The organism is Citricoccus sp. (assembly GCF_035445025.1).
In the GTDB taxonomy this organism is placed as follows: Bacteria; Actinomycetota; Actinomycetes; order Actinomycetales; family Micrococcaceae; genus Citricoccus.
Genome location: NZ_DAOMPX010000011.1, coordinates 38,648 through 59,410 on the forward strand (window position 1 = coordinate 38,648; position 20,763 = coordinate 59,410).

Here is a 20,763-nt window from a genome sequence, read left to right on the forward strand (position 1 = left end):
CGCCGGTCCCCCCGTCCTCACCCGTCCTCACCCGGCGTCAGCCCTCGACGGCGATCGCCGGCCGGTGCACCGAGGGTGAGCCGTTCTGGTCGTGCACCCGGAGCTGCATCAGGGCCAGCCGCGTCAGGGGGACGTCCACGGCGAGCCGGTCGGCGACCGCGACGTACTGGCCCAGCAGGTGCTCGCCCTCGTGGGCGTGTCCGGCCAGGACGTCCCGGTAGAGCGACGAGGTGAACACGGACCCCTCCTCCGTGAACATCTCCAGGCTCGCGGCGTGCGCTGCGGCCGACGGGGGGTAACCGGCGGCCCGGGCCACGCGTTCGGTCTCGTCGATGACGTCGAGCACGAAGTCCTTCCCGCCGGGGGTGGACAGGATGCTGCCGATGCTGCCGCGCATCAGGCAGGTCATGGCGGCGCCTGCGGCGATGAACGCCCACTTGTGCCACATGGCGGCCAGCACGTCCTCGGCCATCGTCACGCGGTACCCCGGGACCTGCAACTCCCGCAGGACGGCCGAGGCACGGTCCGTCGTCCGCCCGTCCTGTTCGCCGAAGATGAGCCCCGCCTTGGGCTTGAGCTGGTAGACCGCGCCCTCGGGTGTCACCGTGCAGACCACCCGGACGATCCCGCCCAGGACGGTGGCGCGGCCGAACCGGTCGTTCACCGTATCCAGGTGGGTCAACCCGTTGAGCAGTGGCAGCACCGTGGTGCCCGGGCCGACTGCCGGGGTGATGTCCTCCAGCGCCGCCTCCAGGGACCAGGCCTTCACCATGAGCAGGATCAGGTCGTAGGGGCCGTCCAGCTCGCGGACCGTGAGCGCCCGGACGGGCACCGTCTCGTCGTACCCGGGCCCGTAGACGCGGAGCCCGTGGCGCAGTTGGTCCGCGCGGGGCGGATGGACCAGGTAGGACACGTCGCGGCCGGCACGGACCAGTCGCGTGCCGAAGAAGCCGCCGGTCGCCCCGGCACCCACAATCAGTGTTCTCATCGCCGGTTCCCCCTGGGTCTCGTGCGGCGTGGTCGGACGGGCTCGCGGTGCGGCGTGCCCCCTCCGCCGGTGCGGAGGCGGTCGTCGCCGCTCCCCGGTGGAGGGCGGATCTCGGAGGGGGTTCCCCGCACCCGGCGCCGGGTCCAGTCGCTGGCCTCCGAGATGATCGCCTCCAGCGGTCCCCGGCCCATGGAACTGCGCCACATCAGTGCGAACAGCATGAACGCGATGACCTGGATCCAGAGCGTCACCATCGGGCGGTCCTCCTCGGGCAGGACCTCGAGCATGAGCACGATGCAGTGCGCCGAGTACAGCGTCAGCGTCATCGCACCCATCGCCGCGAAGGGCGTGAAGACCTTGCCCCCGCGGCGGGTCACCAGCAGGGCCAGTCCCAGGAACGCCACGGCCGCGCCCAGGTTGTGCAGGAGGTTCAGGGGCGTGTCCGAGTAGGGCGAGACCGCTGTCAGCCACCACCACGTCGTGTTCGGCATCAGGACCAGTTCCGGACCGAAGACGAGCACCTCGCGGATCTCCTCGGCGTCGAGGGCCGGCGTCGCCTCGAGCAGCCGCCCGAAGCCGCCGGCCGGGCCGAGCAGGATCCGGGACGCACCCCACGCCGCCACGGCCAGTGCCGATCCCCAGCCCAGCAGGAACAGGGCCAGCCGGCGTGAGGTCAGCACCTGGCGCCCGATGACCATGCCCACACAGAGGTAGGCCATCCACAGCACGGCCGGGTAGTGACCGGTCAGGAGCATGTCCAGGGCGAACAGGTCGGGTTGCCCGGCCGCGGTGACCAGCGTGTAGTCGGCATCGGGATCGGCCTGTTCCGGCACGCGGCCGTTGAGCAGGTGCCGGAAGGCGGGGCCGAGGACGGCGAAGAGGGCCGCCGCGATGAGCAGGACCCGCGAGGACCGCCCGTAGAAGGGGATGGCCAGCAGGAACAGGACGCCGAAGTAGGGGATGATCGTCAGGATCGGCGTGTCCAGGTGGCCCAGGAGCAGGCCCACGAGCAGGATCAGCAGGCCCCGGACGGCCAGGGCGGCCCGGTCGGCCCTCAGGGTGCGGCCGTAGAGCTGGCCCCGGGACCGTTTCTCCACGAACGCGATGGACACCCCGGCGAGCACGGCGAACAGGGCCGCGGCCCGGCCGCCGAAGATGCCGAAGGACCAGCTCAGGCCGTCGCCGTCCTCGTTCTCGGCCGGGAAGACGTGGACGGCGATCATCCCGATCAGCGCCACGGCCCGGGCGACGTCCACGCCCATGGCGCGGCGCGAGGGCATGGCGGCCGCCGCCGCAGGACGCTCGGCGGGTTCACCAGGGGCGACCGTCTCCGGCCTTCCGACGCCCATCGCGGATTCAGGATCCCTGATCAGGGGGGCGAGGGGACGTGCCCTGCTTCATGGGGTCGACCTCCCGTTGCCGGTGAGCCATGGTGGCCCACAGTAGGCACCGCGGCGCCCGGGACGTCAAGGCGTGGACGGTGCCCGGCGGCCGGATTCACACCCCGTGCACAGCCTCGGACGATGGCAGGATGGACCCCATGACTTCCACCACTGCCGCCGGGCAGCCCGGCACCGAGGAGCACGACGTCGACGCGAACTTCCAGCGCACCTCGCCCCCGCGCGTCGAGGGTGGTGTCCGCGTCTCGGACTTCGACTCCGTCATCCACGCGCAGGGTGCGTGGCGCGACGACGAACTGCACATGGCCCCGGTCTCCGGACTGCTCACCGCGGAGATCCTGGCGCACGAGCCCCGGGAGGGGCTGCGGCTGGCGCGGTTGTCCTTCGAGATCCTGGGGACGCTGCACTACGGTCCGCTCACCGTCACCACGCGGACGGTCCGCCCGGGCCGGACGATCGAGCTCGTGGAGTCGACCCTCGAGGCCCAGGGGCGGGCCGCCCTCGTGGCCCGCGCCTGGCGCCTGGTCACCTCGGACACGTCCCCGGTCGGCGTCGTGAACGATGCCGGCCTGACTCCGCGCCAGGACTGCAGCCCGTTCCGGACCATGGCGGAGCGCTGGCCCGGCGGGTACATCCGGTCCCTGCAGATCCTCGCCGCCGACGACCACGCCGACGGTCGAGGCCGGTGCTGGCTCACCTCCTCCGTGGAGATGATCGAGGGTGAGCCGACCTCCGACCTCGTGCGGCTCATGGGCATGGTGGACACCGCCAACGGGGTCGCGCCGGTGGTCCCGAACGGTCCGGGCGGTTACGGCTATCCGAACGTCGACCTGCAGGTGCACCTGTACCGCGAGCCCGTCGGCCCGTGGCTCGGACTGGCGACCACGTCCAACCTCGGCACGGACGGGATCGGCCTGACCACGGCCGTGCTGCATGACGAGCTGGGGCCGTTCGGGCACTCCGAACAGATCCAGACGGTGCGCCGGGTCCCCGCCGCCGATGACTGATCCCGCAACGGACGGTCCCCTGCACCAGGTCCTGGACTGGGTCCGGCAGGAGGGCTCGCTGGGCGCCGCCGAGGACCTCGACTACGCGGTGACGCTGTTGCGGGCCGCCCAGGCCGGCCGGCTGACGGACCCGGTGGTGCGGCTCTACCGGCCCGAGCCCACCGTGGCCTTCGGCCAGCGCGACGCGCGGCTGCCCGGCTTCGACCAGGCCCGGCAGGCCTGCCGGGACCACGGTTTCGCCCCGGTCGTCCGCCGCGCGGGCGGGCGCGCGGCCGCCTACCACGGGGGAAGCCTGGTGGTGGACCACGTCCAGCGGGACACCGACGCGATGCAGGGCTTCCGGGACCGCTTCGCCGGTTTCGGCGAGCTGTTCGTCGACGTGTTCCGCGCCCGAGGCGTGTCGGCCGCCGTCGGGGAGGTCCCGGGGGAGTACTGCGCCGGGGAGTTCTCGGTGCACACCCCCTTGCCCCCGGGTCCGGACGGTGCCGCGCGCGGTCCGGTCAAGCTCGCCGGGACCGCCCAGAGGGTGGTCAAGGGCGCGTGGCTGTTCTCCTCGTCGCTCGTCGTCGAGGACCCCGCGCCGGTGCGGGCCGTGCTGACGGACGTCTACGCGGCCCTGGGGCTGGACTGGGATCCCGCGACGGCCGGAGCCGCCAGTGACGCCGACCCCGGGATCACCGTGGAGGCCGTCGCCGCGTCCCTGCGTGAGGCCTATGCCGGGACGCGGGCCGGCGCGCGAACCAGGATCACCGACCGGTCGTGGGCCGACCTGCTGGCACGGGTCCCGGCCGGCTGACCGGCAGCAGCGGACCTACTCCCCGGCGGCCAGCCGGCGGTGCAGCTCGGCCTTCGGCACGGGGGTGAATCCGGCCTCGAGGTAGCGGGCGCGCAGTGCGGCCTCGGTGCGCAGCAGGGACCAGCCCCGCTGGACGAGGAAGGGCACCGGCTTCCGTCGCTCGGCGAGGTCGCGGGCCAGCCGGCGCGCCGCCGTCGGGAGCCGGTGCTGGTCGATGTACCACGCGTGGAAGTCGGTTCCCGGCCTGAGGCCGAGCCGGGTCAGCACGCGGGGAAGCTCCGCGGCGAAGATGCCCTCGGCGACGACGGGACCGCCGGCCAGTTCGAGCGTGGCGTGGCCGATCACGGCCGACGCCGTGATCGAGTACTCGGGCACGCGCGTGCGGCCGGTCTCCAGCAGCTCGACCATGGCGTCCACGGCGGCCCGGCCGTTCCAGGTGACCGGATCGTCCCAGTCGACCTGGCCGTACTCGGTGCGCGGGAACACCGGTCCCGCGCCCCCGGCGGCGGCGTCCTCGGCGGCCTCCCGGTAGAAGGCGTCCAGTTGCAGGTGTGGTCGTCCGTAGGTGCGGGCCAGGTAGGACTTGCCGGCACCGGAGGCCCCGCCCAGCAGGACGAGGCCTCCGGTGCCGATCGAACCCGTACCGTTCGTTGCGGATGCGTCCAACGGATCAGTGCCCGCGGTCGATCCACTCCTGCAGGTGCGGAGCCTCCGCGCCGATCGTGGTGGAGTCACCGTGGCCGGTGTGCACGGTGGTCTGCTCCGGCAGGGTGAGCAGGCGGGACCGGATGGACTCGACGATGGTGTCGAAGTCCGAGTAGGACCGCCCGGTCGCGCCCGGGCCGCCCTGGAACAGGGTGTCGCCGGTGAAGACCACGCCGGGGGCGCCGTCCGGGCCGGTCAGCTCCGGGGCGTGGAAGCACACCGAACCGGGGGAGTGGCCCGGGGTGTGCAGTGCCGTCAGGGTGATGCCGCCCACCGAGAAGGTGTCCCCGTCGGCGATGATCCCGTCCGGGGCCTGGTCCGGGTAGACGGCGTCCCAGAGCATCCGGTCCTCGGGGTGAAGCAGCACCGGGGCGTCCACGAGGGAGCGGAACATCTGCACCGCGCGGATGTGGTCGTCGTGGCCGTGGGTGAGCAGGATGGCCAGCACCCGGCGGCCGTTCACGGCCTGGGCGACGGCCTCGGCGTCATGGGCCGGGTCGATCACGACGCAGGACTCGTCGTCGCCGACGATCCACACGTTGTTGTCCACGTCCCAGGTGCCGCCGTCCAGGGAGAACGTCCCGGAGGTGACGCGCTTGTCGATGCGTGCCATCAGAGCACCACCACCGAGCGCAGCACCTCACCGCGGTGCATCTTCTCGAAGGCGGTGTCGACGTCCTCCAGCGTGATGGTCTCGCTGACGAAGGCGTCCAGGTCCAGCCGGCCCAGGTGGTATTGGTCGATGAGCATCTGGAAGTCCCGGCTGGGCAGGGTGTCCCCGTACCAGGAGGACTTCAGCGACCCGCCCCGGCCGAACACGTCCAGCAGCGGCAGCTCGAGGGTCATCTCTGGGGTGGGCACGCCCACCAGCACCACGCGGCCGGCCAGGTCGCGGGCGTAGAAGGCCTGCTTGTAGGTCTCCGGGCGGCCGACGGCGTCGATCACCACGTCCGCGCCGAAGCCGCCGGTGAGCTCCTGGATGGCCTCCACCGCGTCGCGCTCCTTGGAGTTCACGGTGTGGGTGGCCCCGAGCTCACGGGCCTTCTCCAGCTTGCGGTCGTCCAGGTCTACCGCGATGATCGTGGTGGCCCCGGCCAGGGCGGCCCCGGCGATCGCCGCGGTGCCCACGCCGCCGCAGCCGATGACGGCGACGGACTCCCCGCGGGCGACCGCGCCGGTGTTGATGGCCGCGCCGATGCCGGCCATGATGCCGCAGCCCAGCAGACCGGCGGCGGCGTTCTGCTGATCGGTGACGCCCTCGACCTTGGTGCACTGTCCGGCGGCCACCAGGGTCTTCTCGGCGAACGCGCCGATGCCCAGGGCGGGGTCCAGTTCGGTGCCGTCCTCCAGGGTCATCTTCTGGGTGGCGTTGTGGGTGTTGAAGCAGTACTGGGCCTGGCCCTTCTTGCAGGCCCGGCACTCACCGCAGACCGCGCGCCAGTTCAGGATGACCTTGTCCCCGACCGCCACGTCGGTGACGCCGGCGCCGATGGCCGAGACGGTCCCGGTGGCCTCGTGGCCGAGCAGGTAGGGGTAGTTGTCCCCGATCCCGCCCTGGACGTAGTGCAGGTCGGTGTGGCAGACCCCGCAGGTGAGGATGTCCACGACGGCCTCGCCCGGGCCCGGATCCGGGATGACGATCGTCTCGATGCTGACCGGGGCGTCCTTGGCCTTCGCGACGACGGCCTTGACCTTCTGCGGCATGGTGCTCCTTCTCTGGCGACAGGGTTCGGCACCATCCCACCACAAACGCCGGGACAGTTCACCTGGCATCCCCTCCGGTGACCCATTGCGTCGTCCTGCCCGTGCGGCAGACTTGTCCCATGTGCGGACGGTATGTGATGGCCCGGGCCATCGGTGACCTGGTGGCCGAATCCGGCGCGGTCGAGCCCGAGGAGGACCTCGCGCTGCGCCCGAACTGGAACGTCGCGCCCACCACGGACGTGGCCGTGGTGCTGGAACGCGCGGTGCCGGCATCGGGCGAGGAGGAGGAGGGCGGGACGCGCCGGGAGGTCCACGTGGCCCGCTGGGGCCTCGTCCCGCCCTGGGCGAAGGACGTCTCGGTGGGCGCGCGGGCGTTCAACGCGCGGTCCGAGACCGTGACGGAGAAGCCCACGTTCCGTGCCGCGGTGCGCGCCCGGCGCTGCGCTGTCCCGGTGGAGGGGTACTACGAGTGGCTCAAGCCCGCCGCGGGGGCCGCGAAGGGGGCCGGCAAGAGACCGTTCTACGTGCACCCCGCCGACGGTTCGCTGATCTACTTCGCCGGTCTCTACGAGTGGTGGAAGGACGAGGCGCTGCCGGAGGACGACCCGCACCGATGGCTGCTCAGCTGCACCATCCTCACCGGCCCCTCGCCGGAGGCCGGGACCGGGGACGAGACCCTCGAGCGGCTGCACGACCTGCACGACCGGCTCCCGCTGCCGATGGACGCGGAGACGATGGACGCGTGGCTCGAGCCGGAGAGGCTGCCCAGCGCCGAGGCCGCCGGCCGGTTGGTGGACCGGGTGCGCGAGCAGGCCTACCGGACCGCCGCGGCCTGGGCGCTCGACGAGGTCGGCCCGGCGGTGGGCAACGTGCGCAACAACGGTCCCGAGCTGATCGAGCCGATCGGCCGGGCCGGGCAGCAGGACACGCTGGTCTGACCGGGCCCGGCGATGGAGGGGCCCGCCCCCGTGGGGACGGGGTGTTTCCCCTGGCGTCATCCGCAGGACACCTGACGGCCGGTTGACGGTCTCCGGCCCGTCCCGTGGGTCTCCTACGGTCGCTGGGCCCGCCCGCCGGGGCGGGCACCATCGACCTCGAGGAGCCCATTCATGACCGCACAGACCCCGTCCTTCCACCGCCGCGGCCTGCTCGCCGGCGGTGGCGCCCTGGCCGCCGCCGGACTGCTGTCCGCGTTGCCCTCCGCGGCCCACGCCGCACCCGGACGCCGCTCCACCGCGGCCGGGCGGATGCCGCTGTCCTTCGGGCGGGACGGGACGTTCACGGTGGTGCAGTTCAATGACACCCAGGACGGCCCCCTCACCGACCGCCGCACCATCGAGCTCATGGAGGGCGTGCTCGAGCGGGAGAAGCCGGGTTTCGTGGTGATCAACGGGGATGTCATCAACGGCTCGCCGCGCACGGACCGCGAGGTCAAGCAGGCCTACAACAACGTCGTCATGCCGATGGAGTCGCGGGGCATCCCGTGGGCCATCACCTTCGGCAACCACGACGAGGACTCGGTCGAGGAGAACGGCACCTCCATGGTCGAGGCGAAGATCGTCGACTTCCTGCGCCAGTACGAGCACAACCTCAACCCGGCCGTGGACGAGGGCGGGAGGGGCGTCCCCGGTGAGTCGAACGCACACCTGCTCATCCGCTCCTCGAAGGGCAACCGCGCGGCCTTCGGCCTGTGGCTGCTGGACTCCGGCCGCTACGCGCCGGAGACCGTCGGCGGTCAGGGGCACGACGGGCTGATGGCCTACGACTGGATCCGCCCGGAGCAGATCGACTGGTACCAGCGGCTCTCCCGGGACACCGAGAAGCGGTACGGCAGGGTCCCGTCGCTGATGTTCTTCCACATCCCCGTCTGGGAGTTCCACCACATGTGGCACGGCCAGCAGTTCACCTCGGACGACGCCGGCCACGCGGCGGCCGTGGAACGCCACGGCATCGAGGGGGTCAAGAACGAGGGCATCTACACCGGCCTGGTGAACTCGGGCATGTACGCGGCCGCCCTGGAACGCGGGGACGTGCTGGGCATGTACTGCGGCCACGACCACATCAACACGTTCATCGGTGACTACTTCGGCATCGAGCTCGGCTACGGCCCGGGCACCGGATTCGGCACCTACGGCCTGAACGACGGGACCGCGGACACGCACACCCTGCGCGGGGCCCGGGTGTTCACCCTCGACGAGAACGCGGAGAACGTCTACACCGGCAGTCACACCGTGTTCGCCCGGGACCTGGGCATCGACATGGCCCCGGTGAAGAAGCCGCTGGCGGAGCCCGCCGCCTTCCCGGACTACGTCTCCGCCTGACCGGCGCGCGGTGACACGACGGGGTCCCGGTCCGCGGCGACCAGCCCCGCCAGCCGGTGCAGGGCGGCGCGGGAGTCGCTGCCGGGCTCCGTCGTGTACACGAACATCGTCTGGTCCTCCACGCCCGTGACCTCCAGCGCCTCGTAGCGGACGTCCACCCGGCCCACCACCGGGTGGACCAGTCGCTTGATCCCGTCGCGCCGCTCCGCGATGCGGTGGTCCGCCCACCAGGCGCGGAACTCGTCGCTGCCGGCGGTGAGCTCCGCCACGAGGCGGTCCAGGAGGGGATCGCCCGGGTGCCGGCCGGCGTCGAGCCTCAGGGTGCCCACCATGGAGGAGGCGACCGCCTCCCAGTCGACGTACCGTTGCCGGGCCTGCGGGTCCAGGAAGGCCCAGCGGACCAGGGCGCGCTCCCGCGCGGGCCGGGCCGGCAGGTCCGCGAGCAGTGCGGCGGCGAGCCGGTTCATCGCGAGCACCTCCGTGCGGCGCCCGCGGATGAAGGCGGGATGCTCCGTGAACGACTCGAGCAGCAGGTGCAGCGAGGGCCGGACCCGCTGGACCGGTTCCGGTGCCGTTCCCCGGGCGGGCACGGCCCGGGCCAGGTCGAAGAGGTGCCGGGTGGCCAGGTCGTCGAGCTCGAGCGCCCCGGCGAGCGCGGCCAGCACGGAGTCCGAGGGGCGGCGGTGCCGGCCCTGCTCCAGCCGGGTGTAGTAGTCCGTGCTGACCCGGGCCAGCGCCGCGACCTCCTCCCGGCGCAACCCCGGGACCCGACGCCGGCCTCCGCCGTGCCGGGGCGGGTCCACCAGCGCGCGGCGCGCCCGGAGGAAGTCCCCGAGCCGGGCCCCCGGTTCGACGCCCTCCGCGTCCGCTCGCCTGTCCGATCCTGCCGTCATCCCGGCCTCCCGTCCCTGCCGCCTCGCGGTCCCGCTGTCGTCATCCCGTGGTCGTCCTGTCGTCGTGTCGTCCCGTCGTGGACGGGTTGCCCAGGGTCGTCGCCGCCGGGGCCGAGGTCACTCCGGCCCAGCCTGGGCATGCCATACCCAGGTTGGGCTGGGCACCCCTGGTGGCGTCCCCGGCGGTCCCGGTCATGATGGACTGGCACGGCCGACGACGAGGAGGAGCGGAGATGACGACCACGGAGGACCCGCCGCAGGCGGCGGCGCCGGGACGCGAACCGTTGTTCGAACGCCCCGGCGGAAGACCCGTGGGACCGCGCCGCGCGTGGCGCGACCTCGGCCCCGAGTATGCGGCCAACGGACTCGTCGGCGTGGTGTTCTCCGCCTCCGGGCCGATCGCCGTCACGCTCGCGGTGGGCCTGGCCGGGGGACTGACCCAGGCCGAACTGGCCTCGTGGGTCTTCGGCATCTTCCTCTCCGCGGGGCTGGCCACGATCGTCATGTCCCTCGTGTACCGCCAGCCGCTGGGCTTCGCCTGGTCGATCCCCGGCACCGTGCTGCTGGGGCCCTCGCTGCAGCACCTGTCCTTCGCGGAGGTGGTGGGGGCGTTCTTCGGCTGCGGGGTGCTCGTGCTCGCGCTCGGCATGACCGGGCTCGTGCGCCGCGTCATGACGGCCATCCCCATGCCGATCATCATGGCCATGGTCGCGGCGGTCTTCCTGCGCTTCGGCACGGACATCGTGGACGCCACGCGGGACAACGCGGCCGTGGCCGCGCCCATGGTCATCGCGTACCTCGTCCTGGCCGCGGTGCCGGTGCTCGGGCGGGTCCTGCCGCCGGTCCTGGGCACGCTCCTCGTGGGTGTGGCGGCCGTGGTGCTCAGCGGCCAGTTCGACCTGCGGGGCGACGGCCCCGTGCTGGCCGCCCCGGTGATCACCGTCCCGGAGTTCACGTGGGCCGCCCAGCTCGAGCTCGTGGTGCCGCTGGCCATCACGGTGCTGTTCGTGCAGAACGGCCAGGGCATCGCCGTCCTGCGGGCCGCCGGGCACCGTCCGCCGATCACCTCGTTCGCGGTCGCCTCGGGGGTGTTCTCGCTCGTCAACGCGGTCTTCGGGGCGGTGTCCGCCTGCGTCACCGGTCCCACGAACGCCCTGCTGACCGCCTCCGGGCAGCGGCACCGCCAGTACACCGCCGCCCTCGTCTACGCGGTGCTCTCCCTGGCCTGTGCCCTGCTCGCCCCCGGACTGGTGCGGTTCATGCTGGCCACGCCGGAGGCGTTCGTGCTCGCCCTCGGCGGGATCGCCATGCTGCGGGCGCTGCTCCAGGCGTTCGTCACCGCCTTCTCGACCACGTTCACGATGGGTGCCCTCGTGACCTTCGTGGTGACGATCTCCGGACTGGACCTGTTCACCCTCCACTCGGCGTTCTGGGGCATCGTGATCGGCTTCGCGGTCTCCCGGCTGCTCGAACGCGGGGACCACGCCGCACTGCGGGCAGGGGCGGAGGCCGGGCCCGACGCCCCCGACGCGGTCCCGGCGGCCCGGGCATGAGCCGGGCCGGGGGCGGGCAGGGCACGTCGGCGCGGTGCGGCGCTGCTCGGGCATCGGCGCCTCCGTCCTGGGGGTGCGCGCCAGGCGCTGGTGCGGACTGACGGACCGGGCGGCCCTCGGCAGAACCCGGGGGGCGGGCCCCCGGCCCGGCCGCATCAGGGTGTGACGAGGGCAACGACTCCCGGTCCCGCGGGCCAGCATAGGCCCCGTGGCCTGCGGATATCCAAGAGCCTGTCGCCACGGATTGGGTAGCAGGAGCATATGGATCACCCCCTTGGTCAGCCCTAGGGGTTCCCCTGATGTGAGCGCAGTCACCGTTCGGCAGACTGGCAGGCGTACTTTCCGCCATCGCGCCGGAAACGGGCCTGCCGGCCTGGAAGCGCGGTGTCACTGCCAGAAGGAGAACGCCATGACCGAGAACCTGTCCCATGTCCGGGAAGTCCTCACCGACGCCGTGGTCGACGACCGTGAGAAGGGCATCATCCGGGCCAAGCGGGAGATCTTCACCGACGAGGAGATCTTCGAGCTCGAGATGAAGCACATCTTCGAGGGCAACTGGGTCTACCTGGCGCACGAGTCCCAGATCCCCAACGTCGGGGACTACTTCACCACCCACATCGGCCGCACCCCGGTGGTCATCACCCGGGACAAGGAGGAGAAGCTCAACTGCATCGTCAACGCGTGCTCCCACCGCGGCGCGATGCTGTGCCGTCGCAAGACCGACAACCGCACCACCTTCACCTGCCCGTTCCACGGCTGGACGTTCAAGAACTCCGGTGAGCTGCTCAAGGTCAAGGACGGCCGCAACGGCGGCTACCCCGAGGGCTTCAACACCAACGGCTCCCACGACCTGACCAAGGTCGCCCGCTTCGACTCCTACCGCGGTTTCCTCTTCGGCTCCCTCAACGCGGACGTGCTGCCGCTCGAGGAGCACCTGGGGGACGCCACCAAGGTCATCGACTCGATCGTGGACCAGTCCCCGGAGGGCCTCGAGGTCCTGCGCGGCGCCTCCACCTACACGTACGACGGCAACTGGAAGGTCCAGGCCGAGAACGGCGCCGACGGCTACCACGTCACCTCGGTGCACTGGAACTACGCGGCCACCACCGCCCGCCGGACCGCCGGCGACTCCGCCAACACCACCAAGGCCATGGACGCCGGCAAGTGGGGCAAGGTCAAGGGCGGGTTCTACTCGTACCCGCACGGCCACCTGCTGCTGTGGCAGGAGTGGACCAACCCCCAGGACCGCCCGCTGTGGGACCGCCGCGACGAACTGGTGTTGAAGTACGGGGAGGAGATGGCCAACTTCATGATCAACATCTCGCGCAACCTGTGTCTCTACCCGAACGTCTACATCATGGACCAGTTCTCCTCGCAGATCCGCCACTTCCGGCCGATCTCCGCGGACCAGACCGAGGTGACCATCTACTGCATCGCCCCCAAGGGCGAGTCGGCCGAGAACCGCGCCAAGCGCATCCGCCAGTACGAGGACTTCTTCAACGCCACCGGCATGGCCACCCCGGACGACCTGGAGGAGTTCCGCTCCTGCAACAAGACCTACTGGGCCAAGACCGCCCAGTGGAACGACATGTCCCGCGGTTCCGCCCACCAGGTCGACGGCCCGGACGAGCAGGCCGCCGCCCTGGGCATGAACGGCGTCATCGCCTCCGGTGCGCGCACCGAGGACGAGGGCCTGTACCCGATCCAGCACATGTACTGGCACGAGGTCATGGAACAGGCGGTCGCCGCCGAGGAATCCGCCGCCGAGCCGGCCCTGGCCTGACCGAGACCGACACGAACTGCGAGGAGCTGCTCCCATGACCACCACTGCCACCGCGGTGCCCACCGTCAAGACCACCGAGGACATCCTGACCCTCGAGACCGTCCGCGCCTTCCTGTACAAGGAGGCCCGACTGCTCGACGACCGCGACTTCGACGAGTGGCTCGAGTGCTACCACCCGGACTCCGAGTTCTGGATGCCGGCGTGGGACGACAACGACGAGCTGACCGAGGACCCGCAGTCCGAGATCTCCCTGATCTACTACGACAACCGGGGCGGGATCGAGGACCGCGTCTTCCGCATCAAGACCGACCGGTCCTCCGCGACCTCCCTGCCGGACCCGCGCACCGGGCACAACATCACCGACGTCGAGGTGCTCGAGCGCGACGGCGACCAGGTCAAGGTCCGTTTCAACTGGTTCACCCTGTACTACCGGTACCAGTCCACGGACACGTACTTCGGCACCAGCTTCTACACGATCGACCTCTCGGGGGCCGAGCCGGTCATCCGCAGCAAGAAGGTCGTCCTGAAGAACGACTACATCCACCACGTGGTGGACATCTACATGATCTGAGGTCCCCCGGGACCTTCCGGCCGCCGACGCGCGCGGCCGGCCACCACCCACGATTCAGCGGGCCGCGGGATGCGGCCCGGACCAAGGAGGACCCATGGGACACAAGGTAGCCCTGAGCTTCGAGGACGGCGTGACGAAGGTCGTCAAGGTCGGCGACTTCGAGACCATCATGGACGCCGCCTACAAGGCGCGCATCAACATCCCGGCCGACTGCCGCGACGGTGCCTGTGGCACGTGCAAGTCGTTCTGCGACTCCGGCTCGTTCGACCCGGGCGACTTCATCGACGACGCGCTGACCGAGGAGGAGCTGGAGAAGGGCTACCTGCTCACCTGCCAGGCCGTGCCCGAGTCGGACATGAGCATCCAGGTGCCGGCCACCGCCGAGTCGGCCAAGACCTCGGCGGCCGCGTTCACCTCCACGCTGACCCAGCTGGACAAGCACTCCGAGTCCACCATCTCCTTCACGCTGACCCCGGAGAACCGCGGGGACCTCGCCTTCCTGCCGGGCCAGTACGTCAACATCAAGGTGCCGGGCACCGACGCCGAGCGGTCCTACTCCTTCAGCACCGGTCCCGAGGTGGACGAGACCTCCTTCATGGTGCGCATCTCCCCGCAGGGGGCCATGTCCGAGTACCTGCGCGACCGCGCCCAGGTCGGGGACACCGTGGAGTTCACCGGGCCCTACGGCTCGTTCTTCCTGCGCGAGCCCAAGCGGCCGCTGCTGCTGCTGGCCGGCGGCACCGGCCTGGCCCCGCTGCTGTCCATCCTGGAGAAGCTGTGCGAGGGCCCCACGCAGTACCCCGTCCACCTCGTCTACGGCGTCACCCGCGAGGCCGACATCGTGGGCCTGGACTGGCTGCGCGCCTACGAGGAGCGACTGCCGAACTTCACCTGGGACTACATCGCCTCCGAGCCGGGCACCTCCGCCCCGCACACCGGTTACGTCACCCAGGTCATCGAACCCACCCATGTCAACGAGGGCGACGTGGACATCTACCTGTGCGGCCCGCCGCCCATGGTCAACGCCGTCTCGAAGTGGCTGGACTCCGAGGGCATCGAGCCGGCCAACCTCTACTTCGAGCGCTTCGCCCCGAAGGAGACCACGGGCGGCGACGCCGAGACCGGTGCCCCCGTCCCGCCCGAGCAGGTGGCCGCCGAGGGTGACACCCTCACCGCCGCCGAGGCGATCTCCTCGCTGGAGACCGGCCGGCTGGACTTCCGCAAGGAGGACAGCTTCGCCCACCTCGACGCCCGCATGGGCCTGGAGCTGGCGATCACCGAGCTCATGATGGGCCGGCTCAGCGAGGAGCAGATGGCCCAGTTCCGCCGCCTGGCCGAGGCCACGGTCGACTTCGTCGACGGCGACCGGGTGGGCGACCCGGAGGAGTACGTCCGGACCAACGAGGAGTTCCACGAGTACCTCTTCACCATCTCCGGCAACCCCACCCTGCTGGAGTCCTACCGTCGCCTGGACATCCACGCCCAGATGGCCGCGACCTTCGAGAAGGGCACGGAGATCTTCTCGCGCGTGGCCCAGGACCACCTCGACGTCGTCTCGGCCTTCGAGGCGCAGGACCGGGAGCGGGCACGGGAGGTCATCATGAACCACGCCCGCGACGCCAAGGGCACCATGGACACCGCGATCGACGCGAAGGTGGCCGGGGCCTGATGGGGCGGAGCCATGCCGGCCAGTTCCTGACCCCGGGGCGGTTCGCGGACCAGGTCGCCGTCGTGACCGGCTCCGCCCAGGGGATCGGTCAGAAGGTGGCCGAGCGCATCGCGGCCGAGGGCGGCGCTGTCGTGCTCGTGGACCGTGCCGACCTCGTCCACGAGGTGGCCCGGGGGATCAACGACGACGCCGGCCGCACCGGTTCCGGCGGTTCGGCCACCTCGGTCACGGCGGACCTGGAGACGTTCGCGGGCGCCGCCGAGGCCGTGGAGGCCGCGGTGGCGGCCCACGGCCGCGTGGACGTGCTGGTGAACAACGTCGGCGGCACCATCTGGGCCCGGCCCTACGAGGAGTACGACGAGGAGCGGATCGAGCGCGAGATCCGCCGGTCCCTGTTCCCCACGCTGTGGAGCTGCCGCGCCGTGCTGCCCACGATGCTGTCGCAGGGTTCGGGCGTGATCGTCAACGTCTCCTCGGTCGCCACGCGCGGCATGAACCGGGTGCCCTACGCGGCGGCCAAGGGTGGTGTCAACGCGCTCACCCAGTCCCTGGCCATGGAGGTCGCCGGACGGGGGATCCGGGTCGTCGCCACCGCTCCCGGCGGCACGGAGGCGCCGCCGCGGAAGGTGAAGCGGGGGCCCGAGGCGGAGTCCGAGCAGGAGAGGCAGTGGTACCAGGCCATCGTCGACCAGACGGTGGAGTCCTCGTTCATGAAGCGCTACGGGACGCTGGACGAGCAGGCGGCGCCCATCGTGTTCCTCGCCTCCGCCGAGGCCTCGTACCTGACCGGGAGCGTGCTGCCGGTCGCCGGGGGGGACCTGGGCTGAGCGCGGCTGCCGGTGGCGTCCGCCCCGTGACGGGCGCCACCCCCACGTCGGCTAGTCTCGTCCGCATGCAGTACACGGTGCCCGACGGCGAGACAGCACCGGACCGGGTGCTGGTCGGCCGCGCGGGGGTCCTGGCCGAGCTGGACGAGGCCCTGCGCCAGGCACGTCGCGGGACGGTGGGCACCGTGGTGCTCAGCGGCCCCTCCGGATCGGGCCGGACGGCGGTGCTCGAGTCCTTCCTCGAGCACTGCCGTTCTGCCGGTCGCGGCGTCAGGGTCCTGAACGCCGTGGGGGACGCCTGGGAGTCCCAACTGGCCCTGGCCGGGTACTCCCAGCTCATGGACACCGCACCGTTGCGGTCGGCCAAGGGCTACGACGCCACGCCCATGCCACCGGCCATGCCGGTGCCCGAACTGAGCGTCGCCCAGGCGGCGAACTACGCCGCCACCCTGACCACCCACCTGGAGACACTGCAGCTGCGGGGGCCCGTGGTGGTCGCCGTGGACGACGTCCACCATCTCGACGAGGCCAGCGTGCGCATCCTGGTGTTCGTGATGCGGCGGCTGAAGTCCTCGAAGGTGCTCTTCCTGTTCACCCTCGACCCCTCCCGCTCCCACGCCCTGCCCCCCGGCCTGCGCGACCTCCTCGGCCAGTACCGGGTCCGCCAACTGCGCCTGGATCCCCTGGACGCCGAGGATGTCCGCCGGCTCGCCCGGTCCCGCTTCGGCCTGGACCTGGGGGACACGGCGGCGCAGGGCCTCGTCCGGCACACCCGGGGGCTGCCGCGACCGGTCCTGGAACTGCTGCAGGAGATGCCGCCGGAGACCTGGCAGAGCTGGTTCCCGTCGCTGCCGGCGAGTGCCCGGATGCAGTCCCGGGTGCGGGGCCTGATGGCCGATGCCACGCCGGGACTGATCGAGGTCGCCGAGGCCCTGGCCGTGCTGGGCTCCCCGGCCGGGCTCGCCGAGATCCAGGAGGTCAGCGGTCTCAGCGGGCCGGAGGCCGTGATCGAGGCCCTGGACGAGGGCCATCGCACCGGACTGCTGCGGTGGACCGTGGACCACGACGGCTCGGCGGTCTCCTTCGTCGAGCCGGGGGCCGCCGAGGCGATCTACGAACAGGCCCTGCCGAGCAGGCGACTGGCCCGGCACCGGCGCGCGGCCGCCGTCGTGCCCCTGGAGGCCGACCGGCTGGCCCACCGGGTGGCCGCCGCGGCCGGACCGGACGCGGCCCTGGCCGCCGAGCTCGAGGACTTCGCCGCCCGGCAGGGCGAACGGGGCGCGTGGCAGGACGTCTCGTCCGCCCTGTTCTCCGCGGCCCGTCTCACCACGGACCCGCAACGCCACGACGACCGGTTGCTGCGGGCGGTGGACGCCTCGGTCGGCGCCGGGGACATCGCCCGGGCCCAGACCTGGACCTCGGCCGTGGAGGCCATGCCGTCCTCCTCCCTGCGCTCCTCGGTCCTGGGCTACCTCTCGACCGTCTCGGGCCAGAGCCGCAGCGCCCGGCACCATCTCGAGGAGGCGTGGCGGACCAGTGACGCCGACCGGGACCCGGCGGCGGCCGCCCAGGCGGCCCAGCGTTTCGTCCTGCACGGCCTGGCGTCGTGGGACGGGCCGCTGATGACCGAGTGGGGCGAGACGGCGATGTCCCTGACCGAGGCGGGCAGCCCGGCACACATCGAGTCGGAGGCCATCTACGGGCTCGGCCTGTATGCCCGCGGGCGCCTGCAGGAGGCCGAGGCCGCCTACGAGCGGGCCACCGCCCGCGCCGGGGAGAACGCCCAGAAGCAGCGGATCCAGATGGGTGCCGCCTGGCTGGCCCTGCGGGCCGACCAGGTCGAGTCGGCGCTGGTGGGCTTCGAGGCGGCCACCCCCACGGAACATCGCGGCGGTTCGCTGCGCATCTCCCTGTGGGCGGAGGCCTGGCTGGCGCGGACCCAACTGGTGCTGGGGGACTGGGACGCCGCCGCGGCCACGGTGTCCCGGGCCTCGGTCCGGCTGGAATCGGCCCGGATGCCCCTGATCGGGCCCCTGCTGTACTGGACGGCCGCCGAGCTGTGGTCCATGCGGGGGGACTGGGAACGGGCGCGTCACTACGTCTCCAGGGCCGCCGTCCACCCGGGCACCTACCGGGCCATGCTAGTGCCCGCACACCTGGCCAGGGCACGGTTCCACGAGGCCCGGTCCGACTACGAGAGCGCCCTGGAGGCGCTCGAGCCGTTGACGGAGATCGACCCCTGGACGGCCGGTCGCGTCTCCTTCTGGCCGTGGCAGGACACCTATGTCAACGCCCTGGTGATGACGAACCGGCTGGAGCGCGCCGAGGAGTTCCTCACCGCGTTCGAGGGACTGTGCCGGGAACGGGCGATCCCCTCCGACCAGGCCCGGATGTCCTGGTCCCGGGGCCGGCTGCTCGCCGCGCAGGGCGACCCGGACGCCGCACGCGACCACTTCGAGTCCGCGCTGGGGCAGCTGCGGGGACTGCACCGGCCCTACCTGCAGGCCAGGATCAGCTTCGCCTTCGGCCAGAGCATGCGCCGGGCGGGGAAGCGCCGGCTGGCCTCCTCGGTGCTCCAGGTGGCGAAGGACCTCTACGACTCCCTGGGCGCCGTGACCTACGTCGAGCGCTGTGACCGCGAGCTCAAGGCCACCGGGATGGACGTCGGCCCCGTCGACGCCCCCGCGGACCCCGTGCTCGTGGCCGCGGGCCGGGCCGACGTCGACCTCACGGCGCAGGAACAGGCCGTGGTGGAGCTCGTGGCGCACGGGGCCACCAACAAGGAGACGGCGCGCTCGCTGTTCCTGGCGGAGAAGACGGTCCAGTACCACCTGACGCGCATCTACCGGAAGCTCGGCGTCCGGTCCCGCAGCGAGCTGGCGGCCCGCTACCGTCCCGAGGACTGAGGGACGGCGGCGGGCCGCACGGAGGCGTTCAGGCTCGCGACGCCGGGACCGCGCTCGCCGGCTCGCCGGCCTCGGCGCCATGGTGCCCGGTGGCGCCGGCGACGCCGGGGACGTCCGCCGTGGCCGCGGTGTCCGTGGCCCGTTCCAGCCGCGACTGCCGCGGAACGGCCAGGGTGACCAGAGCCCCGAAGAGGGCCACGCCGCCGAAGATGTAGAAGGCGGTGCTGCCGCCCACGCCGGCCGCGGTGAGCCAGCCCCCGATGAGGGGCCCGAGCACGCCACCGATGCGCCCGAAGCCGGCGACCCAGGAGACCCCGGCGGCGCGGGCATTGGTCGTGTAGTAGTTCGAGCTGAACCCGTAGATCAGCACCTGGGTGCCCAGGGTGCCGACCCCGGCCACGGCGATGTAGAGGAACAGGACCGGCGCCGGGAACTGGAAGGTCATCAGCGCCAGGGTGATCCCGGCCAGGACGAAGGTGGTGGCCACGATCCGTTGCGCACCGAGCCGGTCGGCGGCCAGCGAGGCGACGATCCCGCCCAGCACGGCCCCGCTGTTGAGGATCAGCAGGAAGGACAGGGAGTAACCCTTGTCGAAGCCGTAACCCTCCATGATGCGCGGCAGCCACGTGTTCAGGCCGTAGGTGAGCAACAGGCCGGAGAAGGACATGAAGCCCAGCAGGACGGTCGGCAGGAAGAACTGACGGGAGAAGGCCGCTGCGAATCCCCGCTTGGCCGGCGCCGCGCCGGCCTGCTGGACCACGATCTCCTCCAGGAGGGGCACCCCGGTCCGCGCGGAGGCGGCACGGGCCTCCTCGATGCGGCCGCGGGCGTGCAGCCAGCGGGGTGACTCGGGGAGCTTGAACCAGGCCAGCGGCAGCAGGAACAGGATCGGCGTGGCGCCGATCATGAACAGTCCGCGCCAGCCCAGCGGTTCGAGCAGGACGATGCCCAGCAGCGCGGCCAGGACGCCGCCGGCGGGGATCCCGGAGTACACGAGGGCGTTGTAGAAGTTGCGCTTGCCCGCCGGGGCGAACTCGGCGATCGTGGCCCCGGCCGTGGCCAGGATCACCCCGAGCCCCAGTCCGGTGAGCAGGCGCATCACGCCGAACGCCGCCACCGAGGTGGTCAGCGCGGTGATGAACATCCCGATGGAGAACCAGGCGATGCCGCCGAGGATGAGCCGGCGGCGGCCGAAGTGGTCGCCCAGGAATCCGCAGGTGAGGGAGCCGACGAGGACCCCGATCAGGGCGTAGGAGCCCAGGGCGCCGGCCGCGGCGCCGTCCAGCTGGCCGATCTGGCTCGGGTCATCGAGCAGGGTGGACAGCACGGTGCCGTAGATGGTCAGGTCGAAGCCGTCGAAGACGAGGGCGCAGCAGACGATCGCCGCGACCCAGTTGGCCGTGCGTGCCTCCTGGCGCGGATCGTGGGCGACGGGGGTGGGAGGGTGTGACATGGGCTGTCGGTCCTCTCGGATCGGTTCGTGGTGGGCCGGCCGGCTGCCGGTCCCCGGGCTGCGTTCCAGAGTCCCAGAGGAGTGACCTGCATCATATGAGGGGTTTACCCAGTCCTCCGCCGGGGGGTGCGGCACCGGCGGGCCGTTGAGATCCGCAACCTCCTGATGCCGTCCGGACCCGTCTGGA

General features: G+C 71.8%; 17 protein-coding genes. 10 read left to right on the plus strand and 7 right to left on the minus strand.

All coding sequences use genetic code 11. From position 1 onward, the window contains the following. Positions 1–37 precede the first annotated feature (37 nt). Positions 38–988, minus strand: a complete 951-nt coding sequence (locus PLJ28_RS05700; protein ID WP_221243352.1) for a ketopantoate reductase family protein — start codon at positions 986–988, stop codon at positions 38–40. Further along, positions 985–2,268: a heparan-alpha-glucosaminide N-acetyltransferase domain-containing protein gene (locus PLJ28_RS05705; protein ID WP_298043615.1), complete on the minus strand. Its 1,284-nt coding sequence runs from the start codon at positions 2,266–2,268 to the stop codon at positions 985–987. The genes PLJ28_RS05700 and PLJ28_RS05705 overlap by 4 nt, the downstream gene beginning before the upstream one ends. A gap of 260 nt (positions 2,269–2,528) precedes the next feature. On the opposite strand from PLJ28_RS05705, the gene PLJ28_RS05710 reads away from it, so the two are divergent. Both PLJ28_RS05710 and PLJ28_RS05715 read left to right on the plus strand, forming a co-directional pair. Next, positions 2,529–3,395: a thioesterase family protein gene (locus tag PLJ28_RS05710; protein ID WP_183525553.1), complete on the plus strand. Its 867-nt coding sequence runs from the start codon at positions 2,529–2,531 to the stop codon at positions 3,393–3,395. Continuing rightward, positions 3,388–4,191 carry a lipoate--protein ligase family protein gene (locus PLJ28_RS05715; RefSeq protein ID WP_183525556.1) on the plus strand — a complete coding sequence of 268 codons (804 nt, stop codon included), beginning with the start codon at positions 3,388–3,390 and terminating at the stop codon, positions 4,189–4,191. Before PLJ28_RS05710 ends, PLJ28_RS05715 begins: the two co-directional genes overlap by 8 nt. Before the next feature lie 15 nt (positions 4,192–4,206). On the opposite strand, the gene PLJ28_RS05720 is transcribed toward PLJ28_RS05715, so the two are convergent. The 3 genes from PLJ28_RS05720 to PLJ28_RS05730 are packed head-to-tail and all read right to left on the minus strand — an operon-like array spanning position 4,207 to position 6,600. Beyond that, complete coding sequence (locus PLJ28_RS05720) at positions 4,207–4,857, minus strand: uridine kinase (protein WP_183525559.1); 651 nt, start codon at positions 4,855–4,857, stop codon at positions 4,207–4,209. 4 nt (positions 4,858–4,861) lie between these two features. After that, on the minus strand, positions 4,862–5,509 hold the full coding sequence (locus tag PLJ28_RS05725; protein ID WP_183525562.1) for an MBL fold metallo-hydrolase: 648 nt from the start codon (positions 5,507–5,509) through the stop codon (positions 4,862–4,864). Next, positions 5,509–6,600 carry an S-(hydroxymethyl)mycothiol dehydrogenase gene (locus PLJ28_RS05730; RefSeq protein ID WP_298043619.1) on the minus strand — a complete coding sequence of 364 codons (1,092 nt, stop codon included), beginning with the start codon at positions 6,598–6,600 and terminating at the stop codon, positions 5,509–5,511. The genes PLJ28_RS05725 and PLJ28_RS05730 overlap by 1 nt, the downstream gene beginning before the upstream one ends. Positions 6,601–6,719: 119 nt before the next feature. On the opposite strand from PLJ28_RS05730, the gene PLJ28_RS05735 reads away from it, so the two are divergent. Together PLJ28_RS05735 and PLJ28_RS05740 are read left to right on the plus strand one after the other, a co-directional pair. Next, on the plus strand, positions 6,720–7,538 hold the full coding sequence (locus tag PLJ28_RS05735; RefSeq protein ID WP_183525568.1) for an SOS response-associated peptidase: 819 nt from the start codon (positions 6,720–6,722) through the stop codon (positions 7,536–7,538). 171 nt (positions 7,539–7,709) lie between these two features. Further along, a complete protein-coding gene (locus PLJ28_RS05740) occupies positions 7,710–8,921 on the plus strand; it encodes a metallophosphoesterase family protein (protein ID WP_183525571.1) in 1,212 nt (403 codons plus the stop codon). Here the strand turns inward: PLJ28_RS05740 and PLJ28_RS05745 are convergent. After that, entirely contained in the window at positions 8,906–9,814 is a 909-nt protein-coding gene (locus PLJ28_RS05745) for a helix-turn-helix transcriptional regulator (protein ID WP_183525574.1), read from the minus strand. The genes PLJ28_RS05740 and PLJ28_RS05745 overlap by 16 nt on opposite strands. 233 nt (positions 9,815–10,047) lie before the next feature. On the opposite strand from PLJ28_RS05745, the gene PLJ28_RS05750 reads away from it, so the two are divergent. The 6 genes from PLJ28_RS05750 (at position 10,048) to PLJ28_RS05775 (ending at position 19,123) form a co-directional block, all read left to right on the plus strand. Further along, entirely contained in the window at positions 10,048–11,367 is a 1,320-nt protein-coding gene (locus PLJ28_RS05750; RefSeq protein WP_183525577.1) for a benzoate/H(+) symporter BenE family transporter, read from the plus strand. 409 nt (positions 11,368–11,776) lie between these two features. After that, a complete protein-coding gene (gene benA, locus PLJ28_RS05755; protein ID WP_183525580.1) occupies positions 11,777–13,150 on the plus strand; it encodes a benzoate 1,2-dioxygenase large subunit in 1,374 nt (457 codons plus the stop codon). A gap of 34 nt (positions 13,151–13,184) precedes the next feature. Beyond that, positions 13,185–13,721, plus strand: a complete 537-nt coding sequence (gene benB / locus PLJ28_RS05760) for a benzoate 1,2-dioxygenase small subunit (protein ID WP_183525583.1) — start codon at positions 13,185–13,187, stop codon at positions 13,719–13,721. 94 nt (positions 13,722–13,815) lie between these two features. Then, a complete protein-coding gene (gene benC, locus PLJ28_RS05765; RefSeq protein WP_298043624.1) occupies positions 13,816–15,390 on the plus strand; it encodes a benzoate 1,2-dioxygenase electron transfer component BenC in 1,575 nt (524 codons plus the stop codon). After that, positions 15,390–16,217, plus strand: coding sequence for a 1,6-dihydroxycyclohexa-2,4-diene-1-carboxylate dehydrogenase (locus PLJ28_RS05770; RefSeq protein ID WP_298043626.1), 828 nt, complete (start codon positions 15,390–15,392; stop codon positions 16,215–16,217). Before benC ends, PLJ28_RS05770 begins: the two co-directional genes overlap by 1 nt. A 65-nt stretch (positions 16,218–16,282) precedes the next feature. After that, positions 16,283–19,123: an AAA family ATPase gene (locus PLJ28_RS05775; RefSeq protein ID WP_298043628.1), complete on the plus strand. Its 2,841-nt coding sequence runs from the start codon at positions 16,283–16,285 to the stop codon at positions 19,121–19,123. Positions 19,124–19,151: 28 nt separating this feature from the next. Here the strand turns inward: PLJ28_RS05775 and PLJ28_RS05780 are convergent, their stop codons facing one another. Beyond that, a complete protein-coding gene (locus PLJ28_RS05780; protein WP_298043630.1) occupies positions 19,152–20,576 on the minus strand; it encodes an MFS transporter in 1,425 nt (474 codons plus the stop codon). Between the last annotated feature and the right edge of the window lie 187 nt (positions 20,577–20,763).

Bases quoted from the DNA above. Each gene is read 5' to 3' on its own strand.
- PLJ28_RS05700 (WP_221243352.1), bottom strand. From the start codon at position 988: ATGAGAACACTGATTGTGGGTGCCGGGGCGACCGGCGGCTTCTTCGGC.
- PLJ28_RS05705 (WP_298043615.1), bottom strand. From the start codon at position 2,268: ATGCCCTCGCGCCGCGCCATGGGCGTGGACGTCGCCCGGGCCGTGGCG.
- PLJ28_RS05710 (WP_183525553.1), top strand. From the start codon at position 2,529: ATGACTTCCACCACTGCCGCCGGGCAGCCCGGCACCGAGGAGCACGAC.
- PLJ28_RS05715 (WP_183525556.1), top strand. From the start codon at position 3,388: ATGACTGATCCCGCAACGGACGGTCCCCTGCACCAGGTCCTGGACTGG.
- PLJ28_RS05725 (WP_183525562.1), bottom strand. From the start codon at position 5,509: ATGGCACGCATCGACAAGCGCGTCACCTCCGGGACGTTCTCCCTGGAC.
- PLJ28_RS05730 (WP_298043619.1), bottom strand. From the start codon at position 6,600: ATGCCGCAGAAGGTCAAGGCCGTCGTCGCGAAGGCCAAGGACGCCCCG.
- PLJ28_RS05735 (WP_183525568.1), top strand. From the start codon at position 6,720: ATGTGCGGACGGTATGTGATGGCCCGGGCCATCGGTGACCTGGTGGCC.
- PLJ28_RS05740 (WP_183525571.1), top strand. From the start codon at position 7,710: ATGACCGCACAGACCCCGTCCTTCCACCGCCGCGGCCTGCTCGCCGGC.
- PLJ28_RS05745 (WP_183525574.1), bottom strand. From the start codon at position 9,814: ATGACGGCAGGATCGGACAGGCGAGCGGACGCGGAGGGCGTCGAACCG.
- PLJ28_RS05750 (WP_183525577.1), top strand. From the start codon at position 10,048: ATGACGACCACGGAGGACCCGCCGCAGGCGGCGGCGCCGGGACGCGAA.
- benA (WP_183525580.1), top strand. From the start codon at position 11,777: ATGACCGAGAACCTGTCCCATGTCCGGGAAGTCCTCACCGACGCCGTG.
- benB (WP_183525583.1), top strand. From the start codon at position 13,185: ATGACCACCACTGCCACCGCGGTGCCCACCGTCAAGACCACCGAGGAC.
- benC (WP_298043624.1), top strand. From the start codon at position 13,816: ATGGGACACAAGGTAGCCCTGAGCTTCGAGGACGGCGTGACGAAGGTC.
- PLJ28_RS05770 (WP_298043626.1), top strand. From the start codon at position 15,390: ATGGGGCGGAGCCATGCCGGCCAGTTCCTGACCCCGGGGCGGTTCGCG.
- PLJ28_RS05775 (WP_298043628.1), top strand. From the start codon at position 16,283: ATGCAGTACACGGTGCCCGACGGCGAGACAGCACCGGACCGGGTGCTG.
- PLJ28_RS05780 (WP_298043630.1), bottom strand. From the start codon at position 20,576: ATGTCACACCCTCCCACCCCCGTCGCCCACGATCCGCGCCAGGAGGCA.